General features: G+C 64.4%; 24 protein-coding genes. 7 read left to right on the top strand and 17 right to left on the bottom strand.

Annotated elements, in window-relative coordinates:
* Window positions 1-18: 18 nt before the first annotated feature.
* Window positions 19-498 carry an RNA pyrophosphohydrolase gene (locus RTI28_RS11200; RefSeq protein ID WP_009396722.1) on the bottom strand — a complete coding sequence of 160 codons (480 nt, stop codon included), beginning with the start codon at window positions 496-498 and terminating at the stop codon, window positions 19-21.
* A gap of 143 nt (window positions 499-641) precedes the next feature.
* Between RTI28_RS11200 and RTI28_RS11195 the strand changes: the two genes are divergently transcribed.
* Entirely contained in the window at window positions 642-1,298 is a 657-nt protein-coding gene (locus RTI28_RS11195; protein WP_316920508.1) for an HAD family hydrolase, read from the top strand.
* Window positions 1,299-1,307: 9 nt separating this feature from the next.
* On the opposite strand, the gene RTI28_RS11190 is transcribed toward RTI28_RS11195, so the two are convergent.
* Both RTI28_RS11190 and ilvA read right to left on the bottom strand, forming a co-directional pair.
* A complete protein-coding gene (locus RTI28_RS11190) occupies window positions 1,308-1,736 on the bottom strand; it encodes a DUF2269 family protein (protein WP_316920507.1) in 429 nt (142 codons plus the stop codon).
* Window positions 1,737-1,775: 39 nt separating this feature from the next.
* Window positions 1,776-3,287: a threonine ammonia-lyase, biosynthetic gene (ilvA, locus tag RTI28_RS11185; RefSeq protein ID WP_316920506.1), complete on the bottom strand. Its 1,512-nt coding sequence runs from the start codon at window positions 3,285-3,287 to the stop codon at window positions 1,776-1,778.
* A 133-nt stretch (window positions 3,288-3,420) separates the two neighbouring features.
* On the opposite strand from ilvA, the gene rpiA reads away from it, so the two are divergent.
* Window positions 3,421-4,092, top strand: a complete 672-nt coding sequence (gene rpiA / locus RTI28_RS11180; protein ID WP_316920505.1) for a ribose-5-phosphate isomerase RpiA — start codon at window positions 3,421-3,423, stop codon at window positions 4,090-4,092.
* A 68-nt stretch (window positions 4,093-4,160) separates the two neighbouring features.
* On the opposite strand, the gene RTI28_RS11175 is transcribed toward rpiA, so the two are convergent.
* The 4 genes from RTI28_RS11175 to RTI28_RS11160 all read right to left on the bottom strand — a co-directional run bounded on the left by RTI28_RS11175 (window position 4,161) and on the right by RTI28_RS11160 (window position 8,350).
* A complete protein-coding gene (locus tag RTI28_RS11175) occupies window positions 4,161-5,060 on the bottom strand; it encodes an SdiA-regulated domain-containing protein (protein WP_316920504.1) in 900 nt (299 codons plus the stop codon).
* A 95-nt stretch (window positions 5,061-5,155) separates the two neighbouring features.
* Window positions 5,156-6,097 carry an SdiA-regulated domain-containing protein gene (locus RTI28_RS11170; protein WP_316920503.1) on the bottom strand — a complete coding sequence of 314 codons (942 nt, stop codon included), beginning with the start codon at window positions 6,095-6,097 and terminating at the stop codon, window positions 5,156-5,158.
* 152 nt (window positions 6,098-6,249) lie between these two features.
* Window positions 6,250-6,915 (bottom strand): fumarylacetoacetate hydrolase family protein, encoded by a 666-nt coding sequence (locus RTI28_RS11165; protein WP_316920502.1) that lies wholly within the window; start codon window positions 6,913-6,915, stop codon window positions 6,250-6,252.
* A gap of 37 nt (window positions 6,916-6,952) precedes the next feature.
* Complete coding sequence (locus tag RTI28_RS11160) at window positions 6,953-8,350, bottom strand: FAD-binding oxidoreductase (protein ID WP_316920501.1); 1,398 nt, start codon at window positions 8,348-8,350, stop codon at window positions 6,953-6,955.
* Between the two features lie 171 nt (window positions 8,351-8,521).
* Here RTI28_RS11160 and serA point away from each other — a divergent pair, with 171 nt between their 5' ends.
* Window positions 8,522-9,751: a phosphoglycerate dehydrogenase gene (gene serA / locus RTI28_RS11155; protein ID WP_316920500.1), complete on the top strand. Its 1,230-nt coding sequence runs from the start codon at window positions 8,522-8,524 to the stop codon at window positions 9,749-9,751.
* A gap of 205 nt (window positions 9,752-9,956) precedes the next feature.
* Entirely contained in the window at window positions 9,957-10,733 is a 777-nt protein-coding gene (locus tag RTI28_RS11150; RefSeq protein WP_316920499.1) for a transporter substrate-binding domain-containing protein, read from the top strand.
* Window positions 10,734-10,778: 45 nt separating this feature from the next.
* Here the strand turns inward: RTI28_RS11150 and RTI28_RS11145 are convergent, their stop codons facing one another.
* Together RTI28_RS11145 and RTI28_RS11140 are read right to left on the bottom strand one after the other, a co-directional pair.
* On the bottom strand, window positions 10,779-11,294 hold the full coding sequence (locus tag RTI28_RS11145; protein WP_316920498.1) for a DUF523 domain-containing protein: 516 nt from the start codon (window positions 11,292-11,294) through the stop codon (window positions 10,779-10,781).
* The gene (locus RTI28_RS11140) at window positions 11,275-11,907 is read right to left on the bottom strand and encodes a 2OG-Fe(II) oxygenase (protein WP_316920497.1); all 633 of its coding nucleotides are present in this window, start codon (window positions 11,905-11,907) and stop codon (window positions 11,275-11,277) included. The genes RTI28_RS11145 and RTI28_RS11140 overlap by 20 nt, the downstream gene beginning before the upstream one ends.
* 114 nt (window positions 11,908-12,021) lie before the next feature.
* Here RTI28_RS11140 and RTI28_RS11135 point away from each other — a divergent pair, with 114 nt between their 5' ends.
* Window positions 12,022-12,771, top strand: a complete 750-nt coding sequence (locus RTI28_RS11135) for a hypothetical protein (RefSeq protein ID WP_316920496.1) — start codon at window positions 12,022-12,024, stop codon at window positions 12,769-12,771.
* Here the strand turns inward: RTI28_RS11135 and RTI28_RS11130 are convergent, their stop codons facing one another.
* Window positions 12,772-13,704, bottom strand: coding sequence for an alpha/beta hydrolase (locus tag RTI28_RS11130; protein ID WP_316920495.1), 933 nt, complete (start codon window positions 13,702-13,704; stop codon window positions 12,772-12,774). It lies immediately after the preceding gene.
* Window positions 13,705-13,802: 98 nt separating this feature from the next.
* On the opposite strand from RTI28_RS11130, the gene RTI28_RS11125 reads away from it, so the two are divergent.
* Entirely contained in the window at window positions 13,803-14,369 is a 567-nt protein-coding gene (locus tag RTI28_RS11125) for a DUF6436 domain-containing protein (protein WP_316920494.1), read from the top strand.
* 27 nt (window positions 14,370-14,396) lie between these two features.
* Here the strand turns inward: RTI28_RS11125 and RTI28_RS11120 are convergent, their stop codons facing one another.
* Window positions 14,397-14,945 (bottom strand): sugar O-acetyltransferase, encoded by a 549-nt coding sequence (locus RTI28_RS11120; RefSeq protein WP_316920493.1) that lies wholly within the window; start codon window positions 14,943-14,945, stop codon window positions 14,397-14,399.
* Window positions 14,946-15,039: 94 nt separating this feature from the next.
* Between RTI28_RS11120 and RTI28_RS11115 the strand changes: the two genes are divergently transcribed.
* The gene (locus RTI28_RS11115; RefSeq protein ID WP_316920492.1) at window positions 15,040-17,421 is read left to right on the top strand and encodes a penicillin acylase family protein; all 2,382 of its coding nucleotides are present in this window, start codon (window positions 15,040-15,042) and stop codon (window positions 17,419-17,421) included.
* A 202-nt stretch (window positions 17,422-17,623) separates the two neighbouring features.
* On the opposite strand, the gene RTI28_RS11110 is transcribed toward RTI28_RS11115, so the two are convergent.
* The 6 genes from RTI28_RS11110 to RTI28_RS11085 all read right to left on the bottom strand — a co-directional run bounded on the left by RTI28_RS11110 (window position 17,624) and on the right by RTI28_RS11085 (window position 24,506).
* Window positions 17,624-18,514 carry an ABC transporter permease subunit gene (locus RTI28_RS11110; RefSeq protein WP_316920491.1) on the bottom strand — a complete coding sequence of 297 codons (891 nt, stop codon included), beginning with the start codon at window positions 18,512-18,514 and terminating at the stop codon, window positions 17,624-17,626.
* A complete protein-coding gene (locus RTI28_RS11105; RefSeq protein WP_316920490.1) occupies window positions 18,511-19,431 on the bottom strand; it encodes an ABC transporter permease subunit in 921 nt (306 codons plus the stop codon). The genes RTI28_RS11110 and RTI28_RS11105 overlap by 4 nt, the downstream gene beginning before the upstream one ends.
* Window positions 19,428-20,570 (bottom strand): ABC transporter ATP-binding protein, encoded by a 1,143-nt coding sequence (locus RTI28_RS11100; protein ID WP_316920489.1) that lies wholly within the window; start codon window positions 20,568-20,570, stop codon window positions 19,428-19,430. Before RTI28_RS11100 ends, RTI28_RS11105 begins: the two co-directional genes overlap by 4 nt.
* Before the next feature lie 58 nt (window positions 20,571-20,628).
* Entirely contained in the window at window positions 20,629-21,723 is a 1,095-nt protein-coding gene (locus RTI28_RS11095; RefSeq protein ID WP_316920488.1) for a polyamine ABC transporter substrate-binding protein, read from the bottom strand.
* Window positions 21,724-21,887: 164 nt separating this feature from the next.
* Window positions 21,888-22,985, bottom strand: coding sequence for a polyamine ABC transporter substrate-binding protein (locus RTI28_RS11090; protein WP_316920487.1), 1,098 nt, complete (start codon window positions 22,983-22,985; stop codon window positions 21,888-21,890).
* A 159-nt stretch (window positions 22,986-23,144) separates the two neighbouring features.
* Entirely contained in the window at window positions 23,145-24,506 is a 1,362-nt protein-coding gene (locus RTI28_RS11085; protein ID WP_316920486.1) for an aspartate aminotransferase family protein, read from the bottom strand.
* Window positions 24,507-24,542 lie beyond the last annotated feature (36 nt).

The following is a 24,542-nucleotide window of genomic DNA, read 5'->3' as shown; positions in this document are numbered from 1 at the left end:
CGGGGTCGAACTCCGTCGTCAGTCGCGCGCCAGCAGGCGCGGGGCAAGCTCTTTGAGCGCGCGGCGATACACTTCGCGCTTGAATGTCACCACCTGGCCCAGCGGGTACCAATAGCTGACCCAGCGCCAGCCATCGAACTCCGGTTTGCCGGTGAGGTCCATCCGCACCCGCTGCTCGTTGGACACCAGGCGCAGCAGGAACCACTTCTGTTTCTGGCCGATGCACAGCGGCTGGCTGTGGGTCCGGACCAGACGTTGGGGTAAACGATAACGCAACCAGCCACGGGTGCAGGCAAGAATTTCCACATCCTGACGCTCGAGGCCCACTTCTTCGTTCAGCTCGCGATACAACGCATCTTCCGGCGTTTCGTCGGGATTGATCCCGCCTTGTGGAAACTGCCAGGCGTCCTGGTTGATTCGCCGAGCCCATAGCACCTGTCCAAGATCATTCGTGAGAATGATCCCGACATTGGGGCGAAAACCATCGGGGTCGATCACGGCAGCAGCCTCGCAAACGCATGTCGCCGCATTGTTCCACAAAGCCAGCAAGCCCAGCAACGCGCCCGCCATACCTTATGTGCAGCGTCGTGAAAAGTCCGTATTCTGTGGGACTTTTCAGATGTTATGCGAGTGACTCTTCAATGCGCCTGGCTTTATTCGATCTGGACAACACCCTCCTCGGCGGCGACAGCGACCACGCCTGGGGCGACTACCTGTGCGCCCGCGGCATTCTCGACCCGGTGGAATACCAGAACCGCAACGATGCCTTCTACCAGGACTACCTGGCCGGCAAGCTGGACCTGCAGGCCTACCTGAACTTCAGCCTGGAGATCCTGGCCACCACCGAGATGGCCCTGCTCGACGAATGGCACGGCGACTTCATGCGCGACTGCGTCGAGCCGATCATCCTGCCCAAGGCCCTGGCCCTGCTGAAGAAGCACCGCGATGCCGGCGACAAGCTGGTCATCATCACCGCCACCAACCGTTTCATCACCGGGCCGATCGCCAAGCGCCTGGAGGTGGAAACCCTGCTCGCCACCGAGTGCGAGATGGTCGACGGCCGCTACACCGGCCGCAGCATCGATGTGCCGTGCTTCCGCGACGGCAAGGTGACGCGCCTGCGCCGCTGGCTGGAAGAGAACGGTCTGAACCTGGAAGGCAGCCACTTCTATAGCGACTCGATGAATGACCTGCCGCTGCTGGAGCAGGTGGACAACCCCGTGGCGGTCGATCCAGACCCGAACCTGCGCGCCGAAGCCGAGAAACGCGGCTGGCCGGTGATCAGCCTGCGCGACTGAGGAAAAACGTCAGACCGGCTTGGCGCCCATCAGGCCGGCGATGGCGATGAAGCAGACTCCACTGAACAGCGCCAGGGCCAGGGTGAACTGCGGTTTGCCCTTGGCCGGTTCGCTGCGCAGGCGATTGACCCGGGCCAGCAGCCAGAGCCAGGCCAGCGCACCAAAGGTATAGAGCAGGCTGGAGCCCAGCACCCAGGTCTGCCCCAGCGGCCAGCCCACCCGATGCACCAGCCACCAGCCGGTGAACGGCAGGCTCAGCAGGCACAGCCCCATCAACAGCCAGGCAAAACCCTGCGGACGGGCCAGCAACTGCCCGTAGACCGCCGTATCGCCCGCGCGTCGCGCACGCCAGGCCCAGATCGCCAGCCCCAGCGCACTGCCCAGCAGCAGGACGAGGGCCAGTACGTGGGCGACTTTCAGGGCGGTCAGGCTTTCCATGGGTGCAATTTCCTCGGGTGTTGCTCACAGCGTAGCCGTTCAGCCAAGGAACAGCCGGTACGCCGGGTTGCCGGTCTCGTCCCAGTACGGGTAGCCGATCTTCTCCAGCGCCGCCGGCACCAGGTGGCGCTCGTCTTCCGGCACCTGCAGGCCGGCGACCACACGACCGTCCGCCGCGCCGTGGTTGCGGTAGTGGAACATCGAGATGTTCCAGCGCCCGCCCAGCTTGTTGAGGAAGTTGAACAGCGCCCCCGGACGCTCGGGGAACTCGAAGCGCAGCACCAGCTCGTCGGCGGCCTCGGCATGGCCACCGACCATATGCCGCAGGTGCAGCTTGGCCAGTTCGTTGTCGGTCATGTCCAGTACCGGGAAGCCCTGCTCGGTCAGGTGCTGGATCAGCGCACTGCGCGGGTCGGTCTCCGGGTGGGTCTGCACGCCGACGAAGATGTGCGCTTCGCGGCCGGTGTGGTAGCGGTAGTTGAATTCGGTGATCTGGCGCTTGCCGATCGCCTCGCAGAAGGCCTTGAAGCTGCCCGGCTGCTCGGGGATGGTCACGGCGATGATGGCCTCGCGGCCCTCGCCCAGCTCGGCGCGCTCGGCGACATGGCGCAGGCGGTCGAAGTTGACGTTGGCGCCGGAGTCGATGGCCACCAGGGTCTGGCCGCTGACGCCGCGCTGCTCCACGTACTTCTTGATCCCGGCAACGCCCAGGGCGCCGGCCGGCTCGGTGATCGAGCGGGTGTCGTCGTAGATGTCCTTGATCGCCGCGCAGATCTCGTCGGTGCTGACGGTGATCACTTCGTCGACGTATTGCTTGCAGATATCGAAGGTGTGCTGGCCGATCTGCGCCACCGCGACGCCGTCAGCGAACAGCCCGACCTGCGCCAGCACCACGCGCTCGCCGGCGGCCATGGCGGCCTGCAGGCAGTTGGAGTCGTCCGGCTCGACGCCGATGATGCGGATCTCCGGGCGCAGGTACTTGACGTAGGCGGCGATCCCGGCGATCAGCCCGCCGCCGCCGACCGGGACGAAGATCGCATCGAGGCGACCCGGGTGCTGGCGGAGGATCTCCATGGCCACGGTGCCCTGGCCCGCGATGGTGTGCGGGTCGTCGTAGGGGTGGACATAGACGAAGCCCTTTTCCTCGACCAGCTTAAGCGAATAGGCCAGCGCCTCGGGGAAGGAGTCGCCGTGCAGGACCACCTTGCCGCCGCGGGAACGCACACCCTCGACCTTGATTTCCGGGGTAGTGCGCGGCATCACGATGGTCGCCTTGACCCCCATTTCCTTCGCCGCCAGGGCCAGGCCCTGGGCATGGTTGCCGGCCGAGGCGGTGACCACGCCACGGGCGCGCTCTTCCGCGCTCAACTGCGCCAGCTTGTTGTAGGCGCCGCGGATCTTGAAGGAGAACACCGGCTGCAGGTCCTCGCGCTTGAGCAGCACCTGGTTGCCGAGGCGCTTGCTCAGCTGGCCGGCGGCTTGCAGAGGGGTTTCCACGGCGACGTCATAGACGCGCGAGGTGAGGATCTTCTTGACGTACTGTTCGAGCATCGGGAGTGCATCACAGGCGGCTGGACGGGGGATCGGAGTCTACCCCAGCGCCTTGTCGGGCGACCACAGCAAGTCAGGGGTTTTAGCCGCTATAATGCCCGGCTTCACGATACTCTCCCGCTTCGGAGCCCGCATGACCCAGGACCAACTCAAACAGGCCGTCGCCCAGGCCGCCGTCGACTTCATTCTGCCCAGCCTCGATGACAAGAGCATCATCGGCGTCGGCACCGGCTCGACCGCCAACTGCTTCATCGACGCCCTGGCCAAGCACAAGACCGCCTTCGACGGCGCCGTGGCCAGCTCCGAAGCTACCGCCGCGCGCCTGAAGGGTCATGGCATCCCGGTCTACGAGCTGAACACCGTGAGCGAGCTGGAGTTCTACGTCGACGGCGCCGACGAGAGCGACGAGCACCTGAACCTGATCAAGGGCGGCGGCGCGGCCCTGACCCGCGAGAAGATCGTCGCGGCCGTGGCCCGGAAATTCATCTGCATCGCCGACGCCAGCAAGCTGGTACCGGTGCTGGGCGCCTTCCCGCTGCCGGTGGAAGTGATCCCGATGGCCCGCAGCCACGTCGCCCGCCAGTTGGTGAAGCTGGGCGGCGACCCGGTGTACCGCGAGGGTGTGCTGACCGACAACGGCAACATCATCCTCGACGTGCACAACCTGCAGATCACCAACCCGGTGGAACTGGAAGCGCAGATCAACGCCATCGTCGGCGTGGTCACCAACGGCCTGTTCGCGGCGCGGCCGGCGGATCTGCTGTTGCTGGGCACCAGTGAAGGCGTTAAGACCCTGAAGGCATAAGCCCTTCTCGAGAACACCGCAAAACCCTGTGGGAGCAACTGTCTTGCCAGTTCCCACAGGGTCCGTGTTCAGTCTGCTGGCTGCCTGAAGACATAGAACAGGTTCGGCTCGCTCACCAGATACAACGTCCCCGCATCATCCATGGCGATCCCCTCCGCCTGCGGCACGCTCTGTTCCAAGCCCTGGAAGCCCTTGCGCAGCGACATGCTCGCCAGCGGCCGGCCCTTCACATCCAGTTCCAGCACCAGCTTCGACTCGTCCGACAGCGCCAGCAGGTGGCCGCTGCGCTCGTCGAACTGCAGGCTCGACAGATCCCGCACGAACAAGCGGGAATCGCGCTTGCGGTCCTGGACCACATGCACGGCATACGGCTGCTCCGGGTTGTCATGGGGGAAACCGTGGACCTCGTAGATCAGCATCGGATCCCGCTCCTTGGCCACGAACAGGCGCTTGCCCTGCTGGTCGAACGCCAGCCCCTCGAAGCCCTTGTTGCCGTTGAGGCCGATGCCCAGGGTCAACTGCTCGGCATCCTTGGCGTCGAGAAAGGGCGTGTCGTCGGTCAGGCGCACGCGAATCAGGCGCTGCTCGCGCTCGTCAGTGATCACGTAGCTGTCGCGCCCGACATACTCGACCGCCTCCGGATCGCCGAAGCCGGTCAGCGGCACACGGCGCAGGATACGCCCGTCCAGCGACAGCTCGATCAGCTCGGGATCCTTGTTGGTCACGGTAAACAGGCTGTTGCGGTCCGGATCGAAGGTCAGCGCGGAGATGTCCTTGTCCAGGCCCTCGATGGGTTTCGCCTCGATCGCAACCTTGTAGCGGTCAAGCCCGATGCTCTGCTCGGCCGGTTGCCACCAGGTCTTGAGGTTGAACCAGCCGCGTTCGAACAGGCGGTAGTGCTGCCCCGCGAAAAGCAGGACAGCCAGCAGGGCAGCGAGCAAGGCAAGCAGGGAAATTCGCAGACGCATCGGGAAGGACTCTGGCGGGGAATCGAAACGGCCTGAATCTAACCATGTTCAGCTGAATCGAAGCTTAATGCCACTATCGGAAAAATCGCCGTGCATCATTCCTTGCGAAAGCGATAGAACAGGTTCGGCTCGCTGACCATGTACAGCGTGCCCGCCTCGTCCATTGCCACGCCTTCGGCACGGGGAATGCGCTTTGCCAGGCCGTTGAAGCCGCCGAGCAGGGTCATGAAGCTGACCTGCTCGCCCTGCTCGTCCAGTTCCAGGAGCATGTTCGAGTCCGCCGACAGGGCCAGCGTGTGCCCGGTGCGCGGGTCGATGCCGAGGGCGGAAAGGTTGCGCAGGTCGAGATCGTCGCTGGGCAGTTCCTGCTTGGTCCCGCTCAGCGCCGAGCGGCCATCGGTACGCCAGCTGAACAGCCGCGGTGGACGCTCTTCGCCCAGCAGCAGGCGCTGCTGCGCCGGGTCCCAGGCGATGGCTTCGAAGGCCTTGTTCTGGTTTTCCGAGGGGCCGAGGTCGTAGCGCGGGAAGTCCTTGATATTGAGCTCGCGGGTCGAGTCGTCGAGGCTGACCAGGACCAGATCGTGGTTACGCTCGTCGACGATGGCCAGACGCCCGTCCGCCATCACCGCCACGCCCTCCGGGTTGGCCCAGCCCACCAGCGGCAGCTTGCGCAGCACGTCGCCATTCAGGTTCAGCTCGACCAGGAACGGGTTCTTGCCCATCACCGCGAACAGCGTCTTGCGCTGCGGGTCATAGGAAAGGTCCGAGGCCTCGTCATCCTCCATACCCGGCAGCACCTTGGCATCGATATCGGCATGGTAGTCAGGCAGCCAGATACTGGCCTTCTGCTCGACCTGGCTCTGGAAGCGCTCCTGCAGCCAGAGCAGACCGCGGTCGTCCCAATGCATGGCGATGGCCACGCCATAACCGATCACGGCCGCGGTCGCCAGCCAGGTAGACCAGCGCAGGGCAATGGGACGCTTGCGTCCGGGCGACCGGGTGTCGCCAGGGGTGCGAGAAGTGAGGGGGGTGGCCATCGATGATTCCTGTTGTTATCCCGGCTGACGGACGCAGCCAGAAGACCGGGTAGGAATTATCCAGATGTTTTGTGAAAAAAACGGCAAAAGCCGACGAAGCGCATTGACAAGATGGCCGGGACGACCTCTCTGGCCGCCCCGCACCGCCGGGATCAGAGCACCCGGCCTTCGAAGCGGCTGACGCCCGGCAGTTCCAGGACCAGCTCGTCGCCGACATTCAGCGGCCCGACGCCCGCTGGCGTACCCGTGAGGATCACGTCGCCAGCATGCAGGGAAAACTGCGAGGCCATGTGCTGGATCATCGGCACGATGGGGTTGAGCATCAGCGCGCTGTTGCCGTCCTGGCGCACTTCGCCATTGATGGTCAGGCGAATGCCGATATCGGCGAGGTCCTCGAAGGTGCTGCCGACCACGAACGGCGGCAGGACGCAGGCACCGTCGAAGCACTTGGCGCGTTCCCAGGGCAGGCCCTTTTCCTTCAATTGCGCCTGCAGGTCACGCAGGGTCAGGTCCAGTGCCGGGGCAAAACCGGAAATGGCGTCCAGCACTTCCTCCTCGGAGGGTTGCGGCGACAGCGACTTGCCCAGCAACACGGCGATTTCCGCTTCGTAGTGCACCGAGCCGCGCTCTTCCGGAATCTTGAAGCCGCCGTCCAGCGGCACCACGCAACTGCCGGGCTTGATGAACAGCAGCGGCTCACTGGGGATCGGGTTGTCCAGTTCCTTGGCGTGTTCGGCGTAGTTGCGCCCGATGCACACCACCTTGCCCAGAGCGAAGTGGATGCGCGTTCCGTCTACATATTGGTGCTGATAACTCATGGACGACTCCTGGAGCGCTGGTTGAAGCCGAGGCGGGTCACTCGGGGGCGAAGATCTTGCCCGGGTTCATGATCCCGTTGGGATCGAACACCGCCTTGACTGCTTTCATGTATGCGATTTCCGCCGACGAACGGCTGTAGGCGAGGTAGTCGCGCTTGGTCATGCCGACGCCATGCTCGGCGGAGATCGAACCGTTGTACTTCTCGACGGTTTCGAACACCTGCTTGTTGACCACCGCGCACCGGGCGAAGAACTCGTCCTTGCTCAGGTCGTCGGGCTTGAGGATGTTCAGATGCAGATTGCCATCACCGATATGGCCATACCAGACCACTTCGAAATCCGGGTAATGGGTGCTGACGATGCTGTCGATATCGCGCAGGAACGCCGGGACTTTCGCCACGGTGACGGAAATGTCGTTCTTGTAGGGCGTCCAGTGGGAGATGGTTTCCGAAAGGTACTCGCGCAGCTTCCACAGGTTGCGCAGCTGCTGCTCGCTCTGGCTCATCACCCCGTCGAGCACCCAGCCCTGTTCCACGCAGTGCTCGAACAGCGCCAGGGCGTCGTTGGCGACCTCCTCGGTGGTCGCCTCGAATTCCAGCAGGGTATAGAACGGGCACTGGGTTTCGAACGGCGCCGGCACGTCGCCCCGGCCGAGGATCTTGGCCAGCCCCTTGTCGGAAAAGAACTCGAAGGCAGTCAGGTCGAGCTTGCCCTGGAAGGCATGCAGCACCGGCATGATGGAGTCGAAGTCCGGTGTGCCGAGGACCATCGCGGTGAGGTTCTTCGGTGCCCGGTCCAGGCGCATGGTCGCCTCGACCACGAAGCCCAGGGTACCTTCGGCGCCGATGAACAGCTGGCGCAGGTCGTAGCCGGTGGCGTTCTTGATCAGGTCCTTGTTCAGCTCCAGCAGCTCACCGGCACCGGTGACGACCTTGAGGCCGGCAACCCAGTTGCGGGTCATGCCGTAGCGAATGACCTTGATCCCGCCGGCATTGGTGCCGATGTTGCCGCCAATCTGGCTGGAACCGGAAGAAGCGAAATCCACAGGGTAGTACAGGCCCTGCTCCTCGGCGAAGGCCTGCAGCTGCGCGGTGATCACTCCCGGCTGGCAGACCACGGTGCGGTCGAAGGCGTTGAAGTCGAGGATGCGGTTCATGTAGTCGAACGACACCACCACCTCGCCATTGGCCGCCACGGCGGCGGCGGAGAGGCCGGTGCGGCCGCCCGACGGGACCAGGGCGACCTTGTGTCGGTTGGCCCACTGGACGATGGCCTGGACCTGCTCGATGCTTTTCGGGAAGACGATGGCCGAGGGCGCCGGCGGGAAATGCCTGGTCCAGTCCTTGCCATAGGCCTCGAGGGAAGCGGCGTCGGTCAGGACCTTGCCGGGCTCGACAAGGGTCATCAGTTCAGCAAGCAGAACAGGATCGGTCATCGAACGAACTCTCGAACTATTCATGGTCACCCTGAGCACACTTCACGTGCCGGGGATGGTCTGAGCGCGGCGTCGGTATGCTAGCATACGCCCCCCGCTAATCGTGCTTCAGGCCGATCTGCGATAGCTCCACTTCCCTGCCATTTTTCTCCGGGACACAGGTTTACGCAGATGAGCAAGACTTCTCTCGATAAGAGCAAGATCAAGTTCCTTCTTCTCGAAGGCGTCCACCAGAATGCCGTGGACGTCCTCAAGGCCGCCGGGTACACCAATATCGAGTACCTCACCGGCTCCCTGCCGGACGAGCAGCTGAAGGAAAAGATCGCCGACGCCCACTTCATCGGCATCCGCTCGCGCACCCAACTGACCGAAGAGGTCTTCGACTGTGCCAAGAAACTGGTCGCTGTCGGCTGTTTCTGCATCGGCACCAACCAGGTCGACCTGGACGCGGCCCGCGAGCGCGGTATCGCCGTGTTCAACGCGCCGTACTCCAACACCCGCTCCGTTGCCGAGCTGGTGCTGGCCGAGGCCATCCTGCTGCTGCGCGGCATCCCCGAGAAGAACGCCTCCTGCCACCGTGGCGGCTGGATCAAGAGCGCGGCCAACTCCTTCGAGATCCGTGGCAAGAAGCTGGGCATCGTCGGCTACGGCTCGATCGGTACCCAACTGTCGGTCCTGGCCGAAAGCCTGGGCATGCAGGTGTTCTTCTTCGACCCGCTGACCAAGCTGCCGCTGGGCAACGCCACCCAGGTCACCGACCTGCACGAGCTGCTGGGCCTGGCCGACATCGTCTCGCTGCACGTACCTGAGCTGCCATCCACCCAGTGGATGATCGGCGAGAAGGAAATCCGTGCAATGAAGAAGGGCTCGATCCTGATCAACGCCGCCCGCGGTACCGTGGTCGAACTGGACCACCTGGCCGCCGCGATCAAGGACAAGCACCTGATCGGCGCCGCCATCGACGTGTTCCCGGTCGAGCCGCGCTCCAACGACGACGAGTTCGAAAGCCCGCTGCGCGGCCTGGACAACGTGATCCTGACCCCGCACATCGGCGGTTCCACCGCTGAGGCCCAGGCCAACATCGGTCTGGAAGTGGCGGAAAAGCTGGTCAAGTACAGCGACAACGGTACCTCGGTATCGTCGGTCAACTTCCCTGAAGTTGCCCTGCCGGCGCACCCTGGCAAGCACCGCCTGCTGCACATCCACGAAAACATCCCGGGCGTGCTCAGCGAGATCAACAAGGTCTTCGCCGAGAACGGCATCAACATCTCCGGTCAGTTCCTGCAGACCAACGAGAAAGTCGGTTACGTGGTGATCGACGTCGACGCCGAGTACTCGGACCTGGCGCAAGAGAAACTGCAGCACGTCAAGGGCACCATCCGTTCCCGCGTCCTGTTCTGAGTTCACTTCGACAGTGAAAGGGGAGGCCTGGGTGCCTCCCTTTTTTATTGGCCGGACAAAAACAAAAAGTTGCGTAATTGCGCGACAAATATTGCAGCCACCGTCAAACATCCCGGACTCGTTGCGGTCACAAGGGGCAACTTGACCGTGGCAAATCAGAAAGCCACGGCAATACTGTGTCTATTGCCAATAAAAAGGGGCTCAAATGCGTTTTCTTACCGGGGCATTGTTTGCCGCCAGCCTGCTCAGTCCGTGGGCCCACGCGGAATTGATGGACGAAGTCAGCGACCGCAACGAATTGCGCATCGCCATCGAAGCCAATACACCACCGTTCAACTTTCGCGACAGCGCCGGGCAACTGAGTGGCTTCGAAGTCGAACTTGGGCAGATGCTCGCCCGTGAACTGGACGTCCACGCCTCCTTCGTCGAAGTCGGTACCGAGGACCTGCTGCCCGGCGTGCAGAGCGGCAAGTACGACATTGCCCTGAACCAGGTCGCGGTCAGCCCGGAACTGCAAGAGCGTCTGGACTTCAGCACGCCGTACAGCTACACCCGCGCCCAGTTGATCGTGCGTCAGGAAGAGAAACGCCTGCTGCACAGCCTCGAGGCCTTCAAGGGGCACAGCCTCGGCTTCGTCCAGGGCAGCTCGTTCGCCGAACAGGCGAAGGCGGTGGAAGGTGTGGACCTGCGTGGTTATCAGGACACGACCCAGCCGATCAAGGAGGTCGCCGGCGACCAGATCGACGCGCTCATCAGCGATCGCCTGCTGGTGCCCTACGCGATTCGCGACAGCAAGCTGCCCGTGACGGAAGGCGCCAGCGTCGGTCCGGTGCTGAGCCTGGCGATTCCGTTCCAGAAGGGCAGCCCGGCGTTCCAGAGTGCACTGGATAACGCCCTGCAGCGGGTCAAGGCCGATGGCCGCCTGGCGGAACTGTCGAAGAAGTGGTTCGGCGTGGATGCCACCGTGCCGCCGAAACCCTGAATTCGGTTGCGGCAATCGCGTTGCAGGAGCTGGTTCATCACACGCCTACGGAGGAGATTGCAGCCCATCCAGCGCGACGGCAGCCTCTTCCAGTTCCAGCTCACTGAACACCAGCACCCCTTCCCGCCGCAGCAAGGCACTGGTCACGCCCTCGCCCGTGATCTTGCTGCCCGTGAACGTGCCGTCGTACACCAAGCGGTTGCCACACGACGGACTCCCGGACTTGAGCACCGCCACCCGGATGCCATGGCGCCGCACCAGCTCCAGCGCCTGGCGGGCACCGGCGAGAAATTGCGCGCTGACATCCTCGCCCCGCACCGTCACCACCTGCGCGTCCCCATCCAGCACCGCAGCGCCCTGCCCGCCGGGGATCTCCGCCGGTGGACGCGGCGTTGGCAGACCACCCGCAACCTCGGGACACAACGGCACCACGCGACCTTGCGCCTGCCACCGCCGCAGCAGGTCGGGATGCCCGCTGGCACGCCCGTCATAGCGCACCGGCTGGCCGAGCAGGCAGGCGCTCACCAGTACCGGCGGCAGCTCAGAACGGGTCGTTGCCACGGCGGCGGAACCAGCCGGTGACCGACAGGCGCTCGCGGTTGGCGGCGAGCACTTCGTGCGGCAGGTCAGCGGACATGAACACGATCAGGCTGCCACCGAGCGGCGGCACGTCCTGTTCGCTGCCGTCGGCGAAGAACAGGCGCAACTGGCCGCCATCGTCGGGCTGCCAGTCCTCGTTGAGGTAGATGATCGCCGACACGCTGCGCCGGTCGTCGTCGCGAAAACGGTCCAGGTGCTTGCGATAGAAGCTCCCCGGCGGATACAGGGCGAAATGGCACTCGAAGTCTTCCAACCCCAGGTACAGGTCGCGGTTGAGCGCTTCGCGCAGGCTGTCCATCAGCGCCAGGTACTGATCGCAGGCCTCGGACTGACCGGGTTCGAGCCACAGGATGTGGTCGCCGCGAATCCCCTCGCGGACCTCCTGCCCCTGGCCCCGCCCTACACTCGCCGGCGCCAGCTCGCCCTCGGCCTTGCGCCGCCGGCACTCGACCGCCAGCGCCCGGGTCAGGGCATCGGGAAGGAAAATGGCCTGCCGCGACCAGCCCTGGTTGGCCAGGTCGTCGACGATGCCGAGCAACTGCGGATGATCGGAGGATATGTGCATGCCGCGCATGGTAACGGGCCGTCAGGCAAACCGACAGCGCCACTTGGTCGCATCGACGCAAAGGCGTCTCGACAAAGCCCCGCAAGGCCACGGACAATAGCCGCCTGCCGACAGGAGTCCTGAATGCGCCGTCTGTTTTTTCTGCTGTTGATCCTCTGCACCACGCCTGTCCGGGCAGACTCCCTCGATCAGCTGTACAAGGTCGCCGGCTGGCCCGAGCAGCGTGCCCACTTCTCCGATGCCATCGCCGCCGCCCAGCAGCGCTACCAGAAGAGCCTGCCACCGGCGGTGTTCCAGGCGCTGGTGGACAACAGCAACCAGCGTTTCGAAGCCAAGGCCGTCGATCGTCGCGCCGAGGCCCAGTTGCGCGCCAACCTGAGCAACCCCGCCCCGGCCCTGAACTTCTTCCAGTCGCCACTGGGACGCAAGGTGGTGGCCGCCGAACTGCTGGCCACCCGTCGCGATCAACTGGCCAGGAACGCCAAGGGCCTGCCGAAGGTCGCGGCCAGCGATACCCGCCTGCTCATCGTCGGCCACCTGGCCCAGGCCCTGCCGGCCCGCGAAGCCGGGGCCGAAGTCAGCCTGGCGATCGCCGGGGTGGCCGCCGACAGCCTCAGCCAGATGATTCCCGGCCTGTTCGGCGGCGGTCAGGCCCAGGGCTTGCTGGATGGCCAGCGCCAGCGCCTGATGCAGCAGATCGGCGAAGACCTGAACAACACCCTGCTGTATGTCTATCGCGACCTGTCCGACGCCGAGCTGGAGGAGTTCGCCACCTTCGCCGAATCCGCCGAAGGCCAGGCCTACTACAAGGCCGCCCTGGCGGCGATCCGCGCCGGCCTCGCCGTCGGCCAGAGTACCTCCGACCTGCGCTGATCAGCCCAGGCGCTGGCCGATGAACGCGAAGTAGCGCTGGCGGATCTCCGGCAGTTCATTGGCCAGGTGGTGCCGCGCCTGCGGCAGCATGAGGATCTGCGGTGCATCGAACTTGCCCTTGAGCACGTCCAGGTTGTAGCGCCAGTCCACCGTCATGTCCGCCTCCCCCTGCACGATCAGCGGCCGCCGTGCGCAGCCGGGGGCCGCTTCGATCCGACGAATCCACTGCAGCAGCGCGCCGACCCAGGCCGTGGGCAGGCGCCGTGGCTGCAGCGGATCGGCCAGGAGGAACGGCAGGAAGGTCGGGTCGTTGCTGTTTTCGCTGAAACGCCGGGCGATACCCGTCACGAAGGGGCGCAGCAGCCAGTAGCTGAGCTTCGACCAACCCCAGGCCCGTGGCCGCACCAGTGGCGCCAGGAGGATCACCTCGCCGCTCACCGGGCTGCGTTCACCGTGATGCAGCAGGTGATCGACCGCGATGGCACCGCCGGTGCTCTGCCCGCACAGGTGCCAGGGTTGCGGCAGTTGCAGCTCGGCGGCCTGCTCGAACAGGCCGTCGAGCACCTGCTGGTACACGGCGAAATCATCGATGCTGGCCCGCTCGCCGCTGGACAGGCCGTGCCCCGGCAGATCGCAGGCAATCACCGCGAAACGCCGCTCCAGCGCCCAGTCGATGACATGCCGGTACAGGCCCATGTGGTCGTAGAAGCCGTGCAGCAGCACCAGCGTCGCCACCGGCTCGGCGGGCAACCACACCTGGCTGACCACCTCGAATCCGGCGCGGGAAAAGCGCCCCAGCCAGCTTGCCGCCCGCGGCGCGCGGTCCAGGCCGTAGAAGCGCTGATAGGCCTGCCCCTGCACCGACAGCGGCTGGCGTGCCGCCAGCGCGGGCAGGCTGGCACGCAGGGAATCGGCTTGGAATGACGCGGACATGGGGATTTCCCGAAAAGGCGGCAAAGGATTGATCTGCGATATTCATCTGTCGGCGGGGGCATGGCAAGCTGGCCCCCTTCAATTTGCCAGGATCGTCCATGTCGGGGAAAAAGCTGCTCGCCGTCCTTGCCCTTGTGCTGTGCGCCGCCGGCCTTTGGTGGGCCTACGAGAATTTCCAGCGCCAGTACCTGCGCCCCTTCGACAACCAGACCGCGCTGTTCGCCGGCGAGCGGCTGCGCCTGCCGCCCGGGCTGGCCGGCCCCGGTCCGATCCGCCTGGTGCACTTCTGGGACCCGGCCTGCCCGTGCAACGTCGGCAACCAGCAGCACCTGGCCGAACTGATCGAGCACTATGCACCGCAAGGCGTGTCCTTCCATGTACTGCAGAAACCTGGCAGCCATGGCCAGCTCCCCGCCAACCTCGCTGCCTTGCAGCCCATCGCCGACCTGCCGGGTGCCGAGCACCTGCCGGCCAGCCCCGCCGTGGCGATCTGGGACCGCAATGGCAACCTGGCGTATTTCGGCCCGTACAGCGAAGGGGCGACCTGCAATGCCAGCAACAGCTTCATCGAGCCGATCCTGCAGGCGCTGATCCAGGGGCGACCGGTACAGGTGACGCAGACCCTGGCGGTGGGTTGCTATTGCCCCTGGCAAGCGAACCCTTGACCAGGAGCGCAAAGCAGCCCCCGGGTTTCAACGCACCCGCGCCGGATTGCCCACCACCGTCGCCCCCGCCGGCACGTCGCGGCTGACCACACTCCCCGCCCCGATGATCGCATTGTCGCCCACCGTCACCCCGGGCAGGATGATCGCCCCACCGCCGATCCACACGTTGCGACCGATGGTCACCGGCTTGCCGCTCTCCAGCCCGCTGCGGCGGAGGTCCGGATCGCGCGGGTGGTCGGCGGCGTAGATCTGCACCGCCGGGCCGATCTGGCAGTCGTCGCCGATGCTCACCCTGCAGATGTCGAGGATCACGCAGTTGAAGTTCATGAACACGTTCGCGCCCAGCTCGATGTTGTAGCCGTAGTCGCAATAGAACGGCGGACGAATCACCGCGCCAGCGCCGACCTTGGCGAAATGCGCGACCAGCAGTTCGCGGCGCTGCTCGTTGAGCAGGTCGACGGCGCTGTTGTAGCGCTGCATCCAGTGCTTGTTGGCGATCTGTTCGGCCTGCAGTTCCGGGCAGGTCGCGCGGTACAGCTGGCCGGTGAGCATCTTCTGTTTCTCGCTAAGGTCCATTGGCCATCACTCCTGGCTGATCTATCGGCTGGCAAAGTCTATCCTCTGTCCGATCATGACCGACTCGCTGCCAGAAAGATCCCAAGGAGCTTCGATGAAACGCAGCCTCACCCTTCTCGCCGTGGCCATCGCCGTGGCGGCGGCCGGCGCCGGCTACCTGTACATGCAGGACAAGCAGCCGCAGCGCGACGGCGAACTGGCCCTGGCGAAACTGCAGGCGCCGGTCAGCGTGCGCTATGACGAGCGCGGCGTGCCGCACATCCAGGCGCAGAACGAAGCAGACCTGTACCGCGCGCTGGGCTACGTGCACGCCCAGGACCGCTTGTTCCAGATGGAGATCACCCGGCGCCTGGCCCGTGGCGAACTGGCCGAGGTGCTGGGGGCGAAGATGGTCGCCACCGATACGCTGTTCCGCAGCCTGCGCATCGGCGAGCAGGCGCAGGTGTATGTCGATCGCCAGGACAAGCAGGCGCCCGCCTGGCAAGCCCTGCAAGCCTATCTCGAAGGCGTGAACGCCTGGCAGGACAGCCACCCGCGACCGCTGGAGTTCGATGTACTGGGCATCAGCCCGCGCCCGTTCACGGCGCAGGACACCCTGAGCATCGCCGGTTTCATGGCCTACAGCTTCGCCGCGGCATTTCGCACCGAGCCGCTGCTGACCTTCGTTCGCGATCATCTCGGTGCCCCGTACCTGAAGGTCTTCGACCTCGACTGGCATGCCGACGGCGTGCTGCAACGCGCCCCGGCGCTGGCCGACGCCGACTGGAAAACCCTTGGCCAGCTGGCGCAGGTCAGCCAGCAGGCTTTCGCCGCGGCCGGCCTGCCGCAGTTCGAAGGCAGCAACGCCTGGGCGGTCAGCGGCAGTCGCACCCGCAGCGGCAAGCCGTTGCTGGCCGGCGACCCGCATATCCGCTTCTCGGTGCCGGCGGTGTGGTACGAGGCCGAGCTGTCGGCGCCAGGTTTCCACCTCTACGGCTATCACCAGGCGCTCCACCCGTTCGCCTTCCTCGGCCACAACCGCGAGTTCGGCTGGAGCCTGACCATGTTCCAGAACGACGACGTCGACCTGATCGCCGAACAGGTCAACCCGGACAACCCGGACCAGGTGCGGGTCCATGGCCAGTGGCAAGCGCTGACCCGCAGCGAGCAGCAGATCAAGGTCAAGGGCGAGCCGACGCAGACCATCACCCTGTTGCGCTCGCCCCATGGCCCGATCGTCAACAAGGTGCTCGGCCAGGACGCCGGGGCGGCGCCGATCGCCCTGTGGTGGGCGTTTCTCGAAAGCCCGAACCCGCTGCTCGATGGCTTCTATGAAATCAACCGCGCCAGCACCCTCGACGCCATGCGCAATGCGGTGCAGAAGGTCCAGGCGCCGGGGCTGAACTTCGTCTGGGCCAACGCCCGTGGCGATATCGGCTGGTGGGCGGCGGCGGCCTTGCCGATCCGTCCGGAGGGGGTGAACCCGGCGTTCATTCTCGATGGCAGCACCGCGCAGGCGGACAAGTCCGGGTTCTACCCGTTCAGCGCCAACCCGCAGGCGGAGAATCCGCCCAGCGGCTATATCGTCTCGGCCAACTTCCAGCCCCGGTCGCCCAGCGGCGTGGCGATTCCCGGCTACTACAACCTGCCCGACCGCGGTCGCCAGCTCGACCGGCAACTGGCCGACGACCAGGTGAAATGGGACCTGCAGAACAGCCAGGCGTTGCAACTGGGCACGGCGACCGACTATGGCCCACGCCTCCTCGGCCCGTTGCTGCCGGTGCTGCGCCAGGTGGTCGAGGACCAGCAGGGCCGCGAGCTGGTGGAGCAACTGGCGGCCTGGCGCGGCGACTACCCGCTGGATTCGGTGAGCGCCACGCTGTTCAACCAGTTCCTCTACGAACTGGCGTTCGCCGCGATGCACGACGAACTGGGCGATGCCTGGTTCCAGGCGCTGATCTCGACGCGGGTGATCGACGATGCCCTGCCGCGCCTGGCCGCAGACCCCGACTCGCCCTGGTGGCAGACCGAGGGCAGCAGCGAGCGTGGCAGCCGCACGGCGGTGGTCAGGCAGGCCTGGGATCGGACCCTGGCGCACCTGGGCGAAACGCTGGGCAAGGAGCCATCGGCCTGGCAGTGGGGCAAGGCGCACACCCTGACCCACGGGCACCCGCTGGGCATGCAGAAGCCGCTGGACCACTTGTTCAATGTCGGGCCGTTCGCGGCACCGGGGACCCATGAGGTGCCGAACAACCTGTCGGCGAAGATCGGCCCGGCACCGTGGCCGGTGACCTACGGCCCGTCGACGCGACGGCTGATCGACTTCGCCGATGCGGGAACGGCGCTGAGCATCAATCCGGTCGGGCAGAGCGGGGTGCTGTTCGACAGGCACTATGCCGATCAGGCGAAGCCGTATATCGAGGGGAAATACCAGCGGGCGTGGCTGGGGTTGGCGGGGGAGACCGAGGGGACCTTGCGGCTGGTGCCTGCCAACTAAAGGCCTGCCCGCGATCACTCTGTAGGAGCGTGGCTTGCCCGCGAAGGACCGCGTAGCGGTCCCAGACCTCATCGCTATCTGGGACCGCTACGCGGTCCTTCGCGGGCAAGCCACGCTCCTACGAGATGTTTTCGGGAAAGCCTCCAGAAAGAAAACGGGCCGGGTGGAAACTCCACCCGGCCCGTTTCGTCCTGCAGCTCGCCTACACCTGGGCGACAGCAGCGGGACGCCGCACTTCCGGCTGTTTCCAGCCATCCGCGGCCGCTTCCTCGATGGCCTGCTGGATCGCGCGCTTGCGGCGCTCTTCGGCACGGCGGCTGAAGTACCAGACCATGAAGGTCGCCAGCGACACCGCCAGCAGGATCAGGCTGGCCACGGCGTTGATCTCCGGTTTCACGCCCAGGCGCACCGCCGAGAACACTTCCATCGGCAGGGTGGTGGAACCCGGACCCGAGACGAAGCTCGCCAGCACCAGGTCGTCCAGCGACAGGGCGAAGGACATCATGCCGCCCGCCGCCAGCGACGGCGCGATCATCGGGATGGTGATCAGGAAGAACACCTTCCACGGCCGCGCGCCGAGGTCCATGGCGGCCTCTTCGATGGACAGGTCCAGCTCGCGCAGGCGGGCCGACACCACCACCGCCACATAGGCGGCGCAGAACGTGGTGTGGGCGATCCAGATGGTGACGATGCCACGCTCCTGCGGCCAGCCGATCATCTGCGCCATGGCCACGAACAGCAGCAGCAGCGACAGACCGGTGATCACTTCAGGCATCACCAGCGGCGCGGTGACCAGGCCACCGAACAGGGTACGGCCCTTGAAGCGAGTGACCCGGGTCAGCACGAACGCCGCCAGGGTACCTAGCGCCACCGCGGCGATCGCGGTGTAGCAGGCGATCTCCAGCGAGCGCATCACCGATCCCATCAGCTGGGTGTTATCGAGCAGGCCGACGTACCACTTCACCGACCAGCCGCCCCAGACCGTCACCAGCTTGGAGGCGTTGAACGAGTAGATCACCAGGATCAACATCGGCAGGTAGATGAACAGCAGGCCCAGGACCAGCATCAATTTGGAGAATTCGAAACGCTTCATGCCCTGCCCTCCATTTCTTTCGCCTGGCTGCGGTTGAACAGCAGGATCGGCACGATCAGGATCGCCAGCATCACCACGGCCAGGGCCGAGGCCACGGGCCAGTCGCGGTTGTTGAAGAATTCCTGCCAGAGGACTTTACCGATCATCAGGGTTTCCGGACCGCCGAGCAGCTCGGGAATCACGAACTCGCCCACCACCGGGATGAACACCAGCATGCAGCCGGCGATGATGCCGTTCTTGGACAGCGGCACGGTGATTTTCCAGAAGCTGTTGAAGCGGCTCGAACCCAGGTCCGACGCGGCTTCCAGCAGGCTCGGGTCATGCTTCACGAGGTTGGCGAACAGCGGCAGGATCATGAACGGCAGGTACGAATAGACCACGCCGATGTACACCGCCAGGTTGGTATTGAGGATCTGCAGCGGCTGATCGATCAGCCCCAGCCATTGCAGGAACGCATTGAGCAGCCCGTTGTTGCTGAGGATGCCCATCCAGGCGTAGACGCGGATCAGGATCGCCGTCCAGGTCGGCATCATGATCAGCAGCAGCAGCACGGTCTGGCTTTCCTTGCGTGCGTTGGCGATGGCGTAGGCCATCGGGTAGCCGATCAGCAGGCACAGCAGGGTGCTGAAGAAGGCCATCTTCAAGGAGCCCAGGTAGGCCGAGATGTACAGCTCGTCCTCGGTCAGCAGGCCGTAGTTGGCCAGGTTGAGCACGACCTGGATCTTGTCCTCGACGTAGCTGTAGATCTCCGTGTACGGCGGGATCGCCACGTCGGCTTCGGCGAAGCTGATCTTCAGGACGATGAAGAACGGCAGCATGAAGAACAGGAACAGCCACAGGAACGGCACACCGATGACCAGGTGCCGGCCTTCGGGTGTCAGGCGGTTGAGCGCTCGCTTGAGCTTGCGCGGGTTCATGAGCGCAGTACCACGCCGCTGTCGTCTTCCCACCAGACGTAGACTTCATCGCCCCAGGTAGGACGCGAGCCCTGGCGTTCGGCGTTGGCGACGAAGGACTGGACGACCTTGCCGCTCGGCAGCTCGACGTAGAACACCGAGTGACCACCCAGGTAGGCGATGTCGTGGACCTTGCCGCGCGACCAGTTGTACTCGCAGGTCGGTTGCTGGGTGGTGACCAGCAGTTTTTCCGGGCGCAGTGCGTAGGTGATCGACTTGTCTTCCACCGAGGTGGTGACGCCGTGACCGACGTAGATCGGACGCTCCAGTTCCGGGCTGGCGATCCGTGCGTGGCCTTCGGCATCGTCGACCACTTCACCGTCGAACAGGTTGACGTTGCCGATGAACTCGCAGACCAGGCGGCTGGTCGGGGTCTCGTAGACGTCGATCGGGCTGCCGATCTGGGCGATCCAGCCCAGGTGCATGATGGCGATGCGCTGGGCCATGGTCATGGCCTCTTCCTGGTCGTGGGTCACCATCACGCAGGTCACGCCGACGCGCTCGATGATTTCCACCAGTTCCAGCTGCATCTGCGAACGCAGCTTCTTGTCCAGCGCGCCCATCGGCTCGTCGAGCAGCAGCAGTTTCGGACGCTTGGCCAGGGAACGGGCCAGGGCCACGCGCTGGCGCTGGCCACCGGACAGCTGGTGCGGCTTGCGCTTGGCGTACTGGGTCATGTGCACCAGCTTGAGCATCTCGGCCACGCGGGCTTCGATCTCGGCCTTGGGCATCCTGTCCTGCTGCAGGCCGAAGGCGATGTTCTGCGCCACGGTCATGTGCGGGAACAGCGCGTAGGACTGGAACATCATGTTGATCGGCCGCTCGTAGGGCGGCATGTCGGTGATGTCGACGCCATCGAGGAAAATGCGTCCTTCGGTCGGACGCTCGAAGCCCGCCAGCATGCGCAGCAGGGTCGATTTACCCGACCCCGAGCCACCCAGCAGGGCGAAGATCTCGCCCTTCTTGATTTCGAGGGAGACATCGTCCACCGCGACGGTTTCGTCGAACTTCTTCGTGACCCTGTCGATCTTGACCAGCACCTGCTTGGATTGCTGGTCGCCTTCAAGGGCTTTCTTATAGGCGCCGGAGGCAACTGCCATGTGTGAAACTCCCAACAGAATGTTCTGCACCCGCCCCTGCCGTGGCGGGTCCGGATTTTTATTTGCCCGACTTGACCTTGGTCCAGATGCGGGTCATCAAACGCTGCACTTTGGGCGGCAACTCGGAATTGACGTAAAGCTTGTCGATCACTTCCTGCGGTGGGTAGACCGCGGGATCCTTCCGTACATCCTGGTCCATCAGGTCGCCAGCCTTGGGGTTCGGGTTGGCGTAACCAACGTAATCGCTGACCTGGGCGATCACCGCAGGTTCGAGCAGATAGTTGATGAAGGCATGGGCCTCCTTGACGTTGCCGGCATCCTTGGGGATGGCCAGCATGTCGAACCAGAGGTTGCCTCCCTCCTTGGGAATCACATAAGCCACGTCCACACCCTTGCCGGCTTCCTCGGCCCGGGCCTTGGCCTGGAACACGTCGCCGGAGAAGCCGGCGGCCACGCAGATGTCGCCGTTGGCGAGGTCCGAGATGTATTTGGACGAGTGGAAATAGGTCACGTAGGGACGGATGGAGAGGAGTTTGTCCTCGGCCTTCTTGTAGTCCTTCGGGTCTTCGCTGTTGGGGTTCAGCCCCAGGTAGTTGAGCATCGCCGGAAGCATTTCGTCCGCCGAGTCGAGGAAGGCGACGCCGCAGCTGGAAAGCTTCTTGATGTTCTCCGGCTCGAACAGCGTGGCCCAGGAGTCGATCTTGTCGGTGCCGAGCACCGCCTTGACCTTCTCGACGTTGTAGCCAATACCGTTGGTACCCCACAGGTAGGGCACGGCGTACTGGTTGCCCGCGTCGTTGCGCTCGAGGCGCTTGAGCAGGGCAGGGTCGAGATTGTTCCAGTTCGGCAGCTGGGCACGGTCGAGTTTCTGGAACGCACCGGCCTTGATCTGCTTGCCGAGGAAATGGTTGGACGGCACCACCACGTCATAACCGGTGCGACCGGCCAGGAGCTTGCCTTCCAGGGTTTCGTTGGAGTCGAAGACGTCGTACAGCGGCTTGATGCCGGTGGTCTTTTCGAAGTCCGCGAGGGTGGTCTGGCCGATGTAGTCCGACCAGTTGTAAATGTGCACCGTGGGCGCCGCTTGGACGCTGCATGCCAGCGTCAGACCCGCTCCAGCCATGACGGCCTTGCGAAGTATGGAAATAGACAAGTGGGAGGTCCTCTACATTAGTGCCCGTGTGGCGTGCGGCAGAAATGACTGCCGGATCACCGAACCGGCGCGCAACTTACCTTCGATACACCCATCCAGCAAAAAAATTTGTGTTGCGGCCGTCAAGGACGCGGCTTTCGCCGCGTCCCGAGGCAAACATCGGCTTACTTGCCCGATTTGATCTTGGTCCAGCTGCGGGTGATCAGGCGCAGGGTCTGGGCATCCTGGTCGCTGATCGCGTACAGCTGCTTCTTCACTTCATCCGACGGGTAGATGCTCGGATCGCCGGAGATGTCCTTGTCCACCAGCGGGGTGGCCGCCTTGTTGCCGTTCGGGAAACGCACGGCGTTGGTGATTTCGGCCATGATTTCCGGCTGCTGCAGGAAGTTCATCCATTGATAGGCCGCGTCGACGTTCTCGGCATCCTTCGGAATGGCGACCATGTCGTAGAAGGTGCCGGCGCCTTCCTTCGGAATCACGTAGCTCAGCTTGACCTTGTCGCCAGCTTCGTGGGCACGGGCCTTGGACTGCTCCAGATCACCCGAGTAGCCGACGGCCACGCAGATGTTGCCGTTGGCCAGGTCCGAGATGTACTTGGAGGAGTGGAAGTAGGTGACCGATGGACGAATGCTCAGGAACAGGGCTTCGGCGGCCTGCAGGTCCTTCTTGTCCTTGCTCGCGGTCGGCTTGCCCAGGTAGTGCAGCGCGGCCGGGATCATTTCGGTCGGGGCGTCGAGGAAGCTCACGCCGCAGCTCTTCAGCTTGGCGATGTTCTCCGGCTTGAAGACCACATCCCAGGAGTCGATCTTGTCGATGCCCAGCGCGGCCTTGACCTTCTCCGGGTTGTAGCCGATGCCGATGCTGCCCCACATGTACGGGAAGGCGTACTTGTTGCCCGGATCGCTGGCGTCGCCGACGGCCTTGAGCAGGTCTTCGTCGAGGTTCTTCCAGTTGGTCAGCTTGGACTTGTCCAGTTCCTGGTAGACGCCGGCCTTGATCTGCTTGGCGAGGAAGTTGTTCGACGGCACGACCACGTCGTAGCCGGACTTGCCTGCCAGCAGCTTGGCTTCCAGGGTCTCGTTGCTGTCGAAGACGTCGTAGACCACCTTGATGCCGGTCTGCTTCTCGAACTTGGCCACAGTGTCCGCGGCGATGTAGTCGGACCAGTTGTAGACATGGAGAACCTTGTCGTCCGCCTGAACAGCACTAGCCACCATCCCGGCGAGGGATACGGCCAACAGCGTCTTGCCGAATTTCTTCATGCGTATTGCTCCAGAATTTTTATAAAGCCATCTGTTCAGCGGCCGGCCCTGTCCGTGCCAGTACTGGGCGACTGAAACAGGCGCTAGTCTGGCAAGATCCAAGGCGCTCTTTCAACGCCTTGGCATGCCGCAAAGCCACTACGCCAGCCTAGCAGGCGATCAGCTCAGTGCTTCGAGGGTCAGATCCAGACACTTGCGGGCCTTTTCCACCAGTTCGTCGATCTCGACCCGGCTGATCACCAGCGGCGGGGCGATGATCATGGTGTCGCCCACCGCGCGCATGATCAGGCCGTTGTCGAAGCAGAACTGGCGACAGATCATGCCGACCGCCTTGCCTTCGTAGCGGCTGCGGGTGGCTTTGTCCTTGACCAGTTCGATCGCACCGAGCATGCCCAGACCGCGGACCTCGCCCACCAGCGGATGGTCGTTCAGCTCGCGCAGACGTTTTTGCAAATAGGGTGCCGTTTCCTCGCGAACGCGCTCGACGATCTTCTCGTCGCGCAGGATGCGCAGGTTTTCCAGGCCCACCGCCGCCGCCACCGGGTGTCCGGAGTAGGTGAAGCCGTGGTTGAAGTCGCCGCCTGCGCCGAGCACCCTGGCCACTTCGTCACGGACGATCACGCCGCCCATGGGGATATAGCCGGAGGTCAGGCCCTTGGCGATGGTCATCAGGTCGGGCTTCAGGTCGTAGTAGTCGGAGCCGAACCACTCGCCGGTACGGCCAAAGCCGCAGATCACTTCGTCGGCGACGAAGAGGATGTCGTAGCGGGCGAGGATCTCCTTGATCTTCGGCCAGTAGCTGTCTGGCGGGATGATCACGCCGCCGGCGCCCTGGATCGGCTCGGCGATGAAGGCGGCGACGTTGTCCACGCCGACTTCGAGGATCTTCTTCTCCAACTGCTCGGCGGCCCAGATACCGAATTCCTCCGGGCTCTTGTCGCCGCCCTCGCCGAACCAGTATGGCTGCGGGATATGGACGATGCCGGGGATCGGCAGGTCGCCCTGCTCGTGCATGCCGGACATGCCGCCGAGGCTGGCACCGGCCACGGTGGAGCCGTGGTAGCCGTTGACGCGACCGATGATCACCTTCTTCTGCGGCTTGCCTTGCAGTGCCCAGTAGTGGCGGACCATGCGCAGCACGGTGTCGTTGCCTTCGGAGCCGGAACCGGTGAAGAACACATGGCTCATGCCCGCCGGCGCCACGTCGGAGATGGCCTTGGCCAGCTCCAGTGCCGGTGGGTGAGCAGTCTGGAAGAACAGGTTGTAGTAGGGCAGCTCGCGCATCTGCTTGCTCGCCGCCTCGACCAGTTCTTCACGCCCGTAGCCGACCGCCACGCACCACAGACCGGCCATGCCGTCGAGGATCTTGTGGCCCTCGCTGTCCCACAGATGCACGCCCTGGGCCTTGGTGATGATCCGCGGACCCTTCTCCTGCAACTGCTTGTAGTCGCTGAAGGGCGCCAGGTGATGATCACGGCTCAGGTCCTGCCACTCGCGGGTTTGCGGGTTCTTGACGCTCATGTGCTTCTCCGATTGCTGGCGGCCGCGCTCCTGCGG

The organism is Pseudomonas sp. zfem002 (genome assembly GCF_032621685.1).
Taxonomy (GTDB): Bacteria; Pseudomonadota; Gammaproteobacteria; order Pseudomonadales; family Pseudomonadaceae; genus Aquipseudomonas; species Aquipseudomonas japonica.
The sequence above is the reverse complement of the archived record's forward strand: the minus strand, read 5'-3'. Positions and strand labels throughout refer to the sequence as shown.

Bases quoted from the DNA above. Each gene is read 5' to 3' on its own strand.
- RTI28_RS11125 (WP_316920494.1), top strand. From the start codon at position 13,803: ATGTCGGGGAAAAAGCTGCTCGCCGTCCTTGCCCTTGTGCTGTGCGCC.
- RTI28_RS11085 (WP_316920486.1), bottom strand. From the start codon at position 24,506: ATGAGCGTCAAGAACCCGCAAACCCGCGAGTGGCAGGACCTGAGCCGT.
- RTI28_RS11150 (WP_316920499.1), top strand. From the start codon at position 9,957: ATGCGTTTTCTTACCGGGGCATTGTTTGCCGCCAGCCTGCTCAGTCCG.
- RTI28_RS11135 (WP_316920496.1), top strand. From the start codon at position 12,022: ATGCGCCGTCTGTTTTTTCTGCTGTTGATCCTCTGCACCACGCCTGTC.
- RTI28_RS11190 (WP_316920507.1), bottom strand. From the start codon at position 1,736: ATGGAAAGCCTGACCGCCCTGAAAGTCGCCCACGTACTGGCCCTCGTC.
- RTI28_RS11195 (WP_316920508.1), top strand. From the start codon at position 642: ATGCGCCTGGCTTTATTCGATCTGGACAACACCCTCCTCGGCGGCGAC.
- RTI28_RS11110 (WP_316920491.1), bottom strand. From the start codon at position 18,514: ATGAAGCGTTTCGAATTCTCCAAATTGATGCTGGTCCTGGGCCTGCTG.
- RTI28_RS11165 (WP_316920502.1), bottom strand. From the start codon at position 6,915: ATGAGTTATCAGCACCAATATGTAGACGGAACGCGCATCCACTTCGCT.
- RTI28_RS11090 (WP_316920487.1), bottom strand. From the start codon at position 22,985: ATGAAGAAATTCGGCAAGACGCTGTTGGCCGTATCCCTCGCCGGGATG.
- RTI28_RS11100 (WP_316920489.1), bottom strand. From the start codon at position 20,570: ATGGCAGTTGCCTCCGGCGCCTATAAGAAAGCCCTTGAAGGCGACCAG.
- RTI28_RS11160 (WP_316920501.1), bottom strand. From the start codon at position 8,350: ATGACCGATCCTGTTCTGCTTGCTGAACTGATGACCCTTGTCGAGCCC.
- RTI28_RS11170 (WP_316920503.1), bottom strand. From the start codon at position 6,097: ATGGCCACCCCCCTCACTTCTCGCACCCCTGGCGACACCCGGTCGCCC.
- RTI28_RS11105 (WP_316920490.1), bottom strand. From the start codon at position 19,431: ATGAACCCGCGCAAGCTCAAGCGAGCGCTCAACCGCCTGACACCCGAA.
- RTI28_RS11115 (WP_316920492.1), top strand. From the start codon at position 15,040: ATGAAACGCAGCCTCACCCTTCTCGCCGTGGCCATCGCCGTGGCGGCG.
- ilvA (WP_316920506.1), bottom strand. From the start codon at position 3,287: ATGCTCGAACAGTACGTCAAGAAGATCCTCACCTCGCGCGTCTATGAC.
- RTI28_RS11140 (WP_316920497.1), bottom strand. From the start codon at position 11,907: ATGCGCGGCATGCACATATCCTCCGATCATCCGCAGTTGCTCGGCATC.
- rpiA (WP_316920505.1), top strand. From the start codon at position 3,421: ATGACCCAGGACCAACTCAAACAGGCCGTCGCCCAGGCCGCCGTCGAC.
- RTI28_RS11120 (WP_316920493.1), bottom strand. From the start codon at position 14,945: ATGGACCTTAGCGAGAAACAGAAGATGCTCACCGGCCAGCTGTACCGC.
- RTI28_RS11130 (WP_316920495.1), bottom strand. From the start codon at position 13,704: ATGTCCGCGTCATTCCAAGCCGATTCCCTGCGTGCCAGCCTGCCCGCG.
- RTI28_RS11175 (WP_316920504.1), bottom strand. From the start codon at position 5,060: ATGCGTCTGCGAATTTCCCTGCTTGCCTTGCTCGCTGCCCTGCTGGCT.
- serA (WP_316920500.1), top strand. From the start codon at position 8,522: ATGAGCAAGACTTCTCTCGATAAGAGCAAGATCAAGTTCCTTCTTCTC.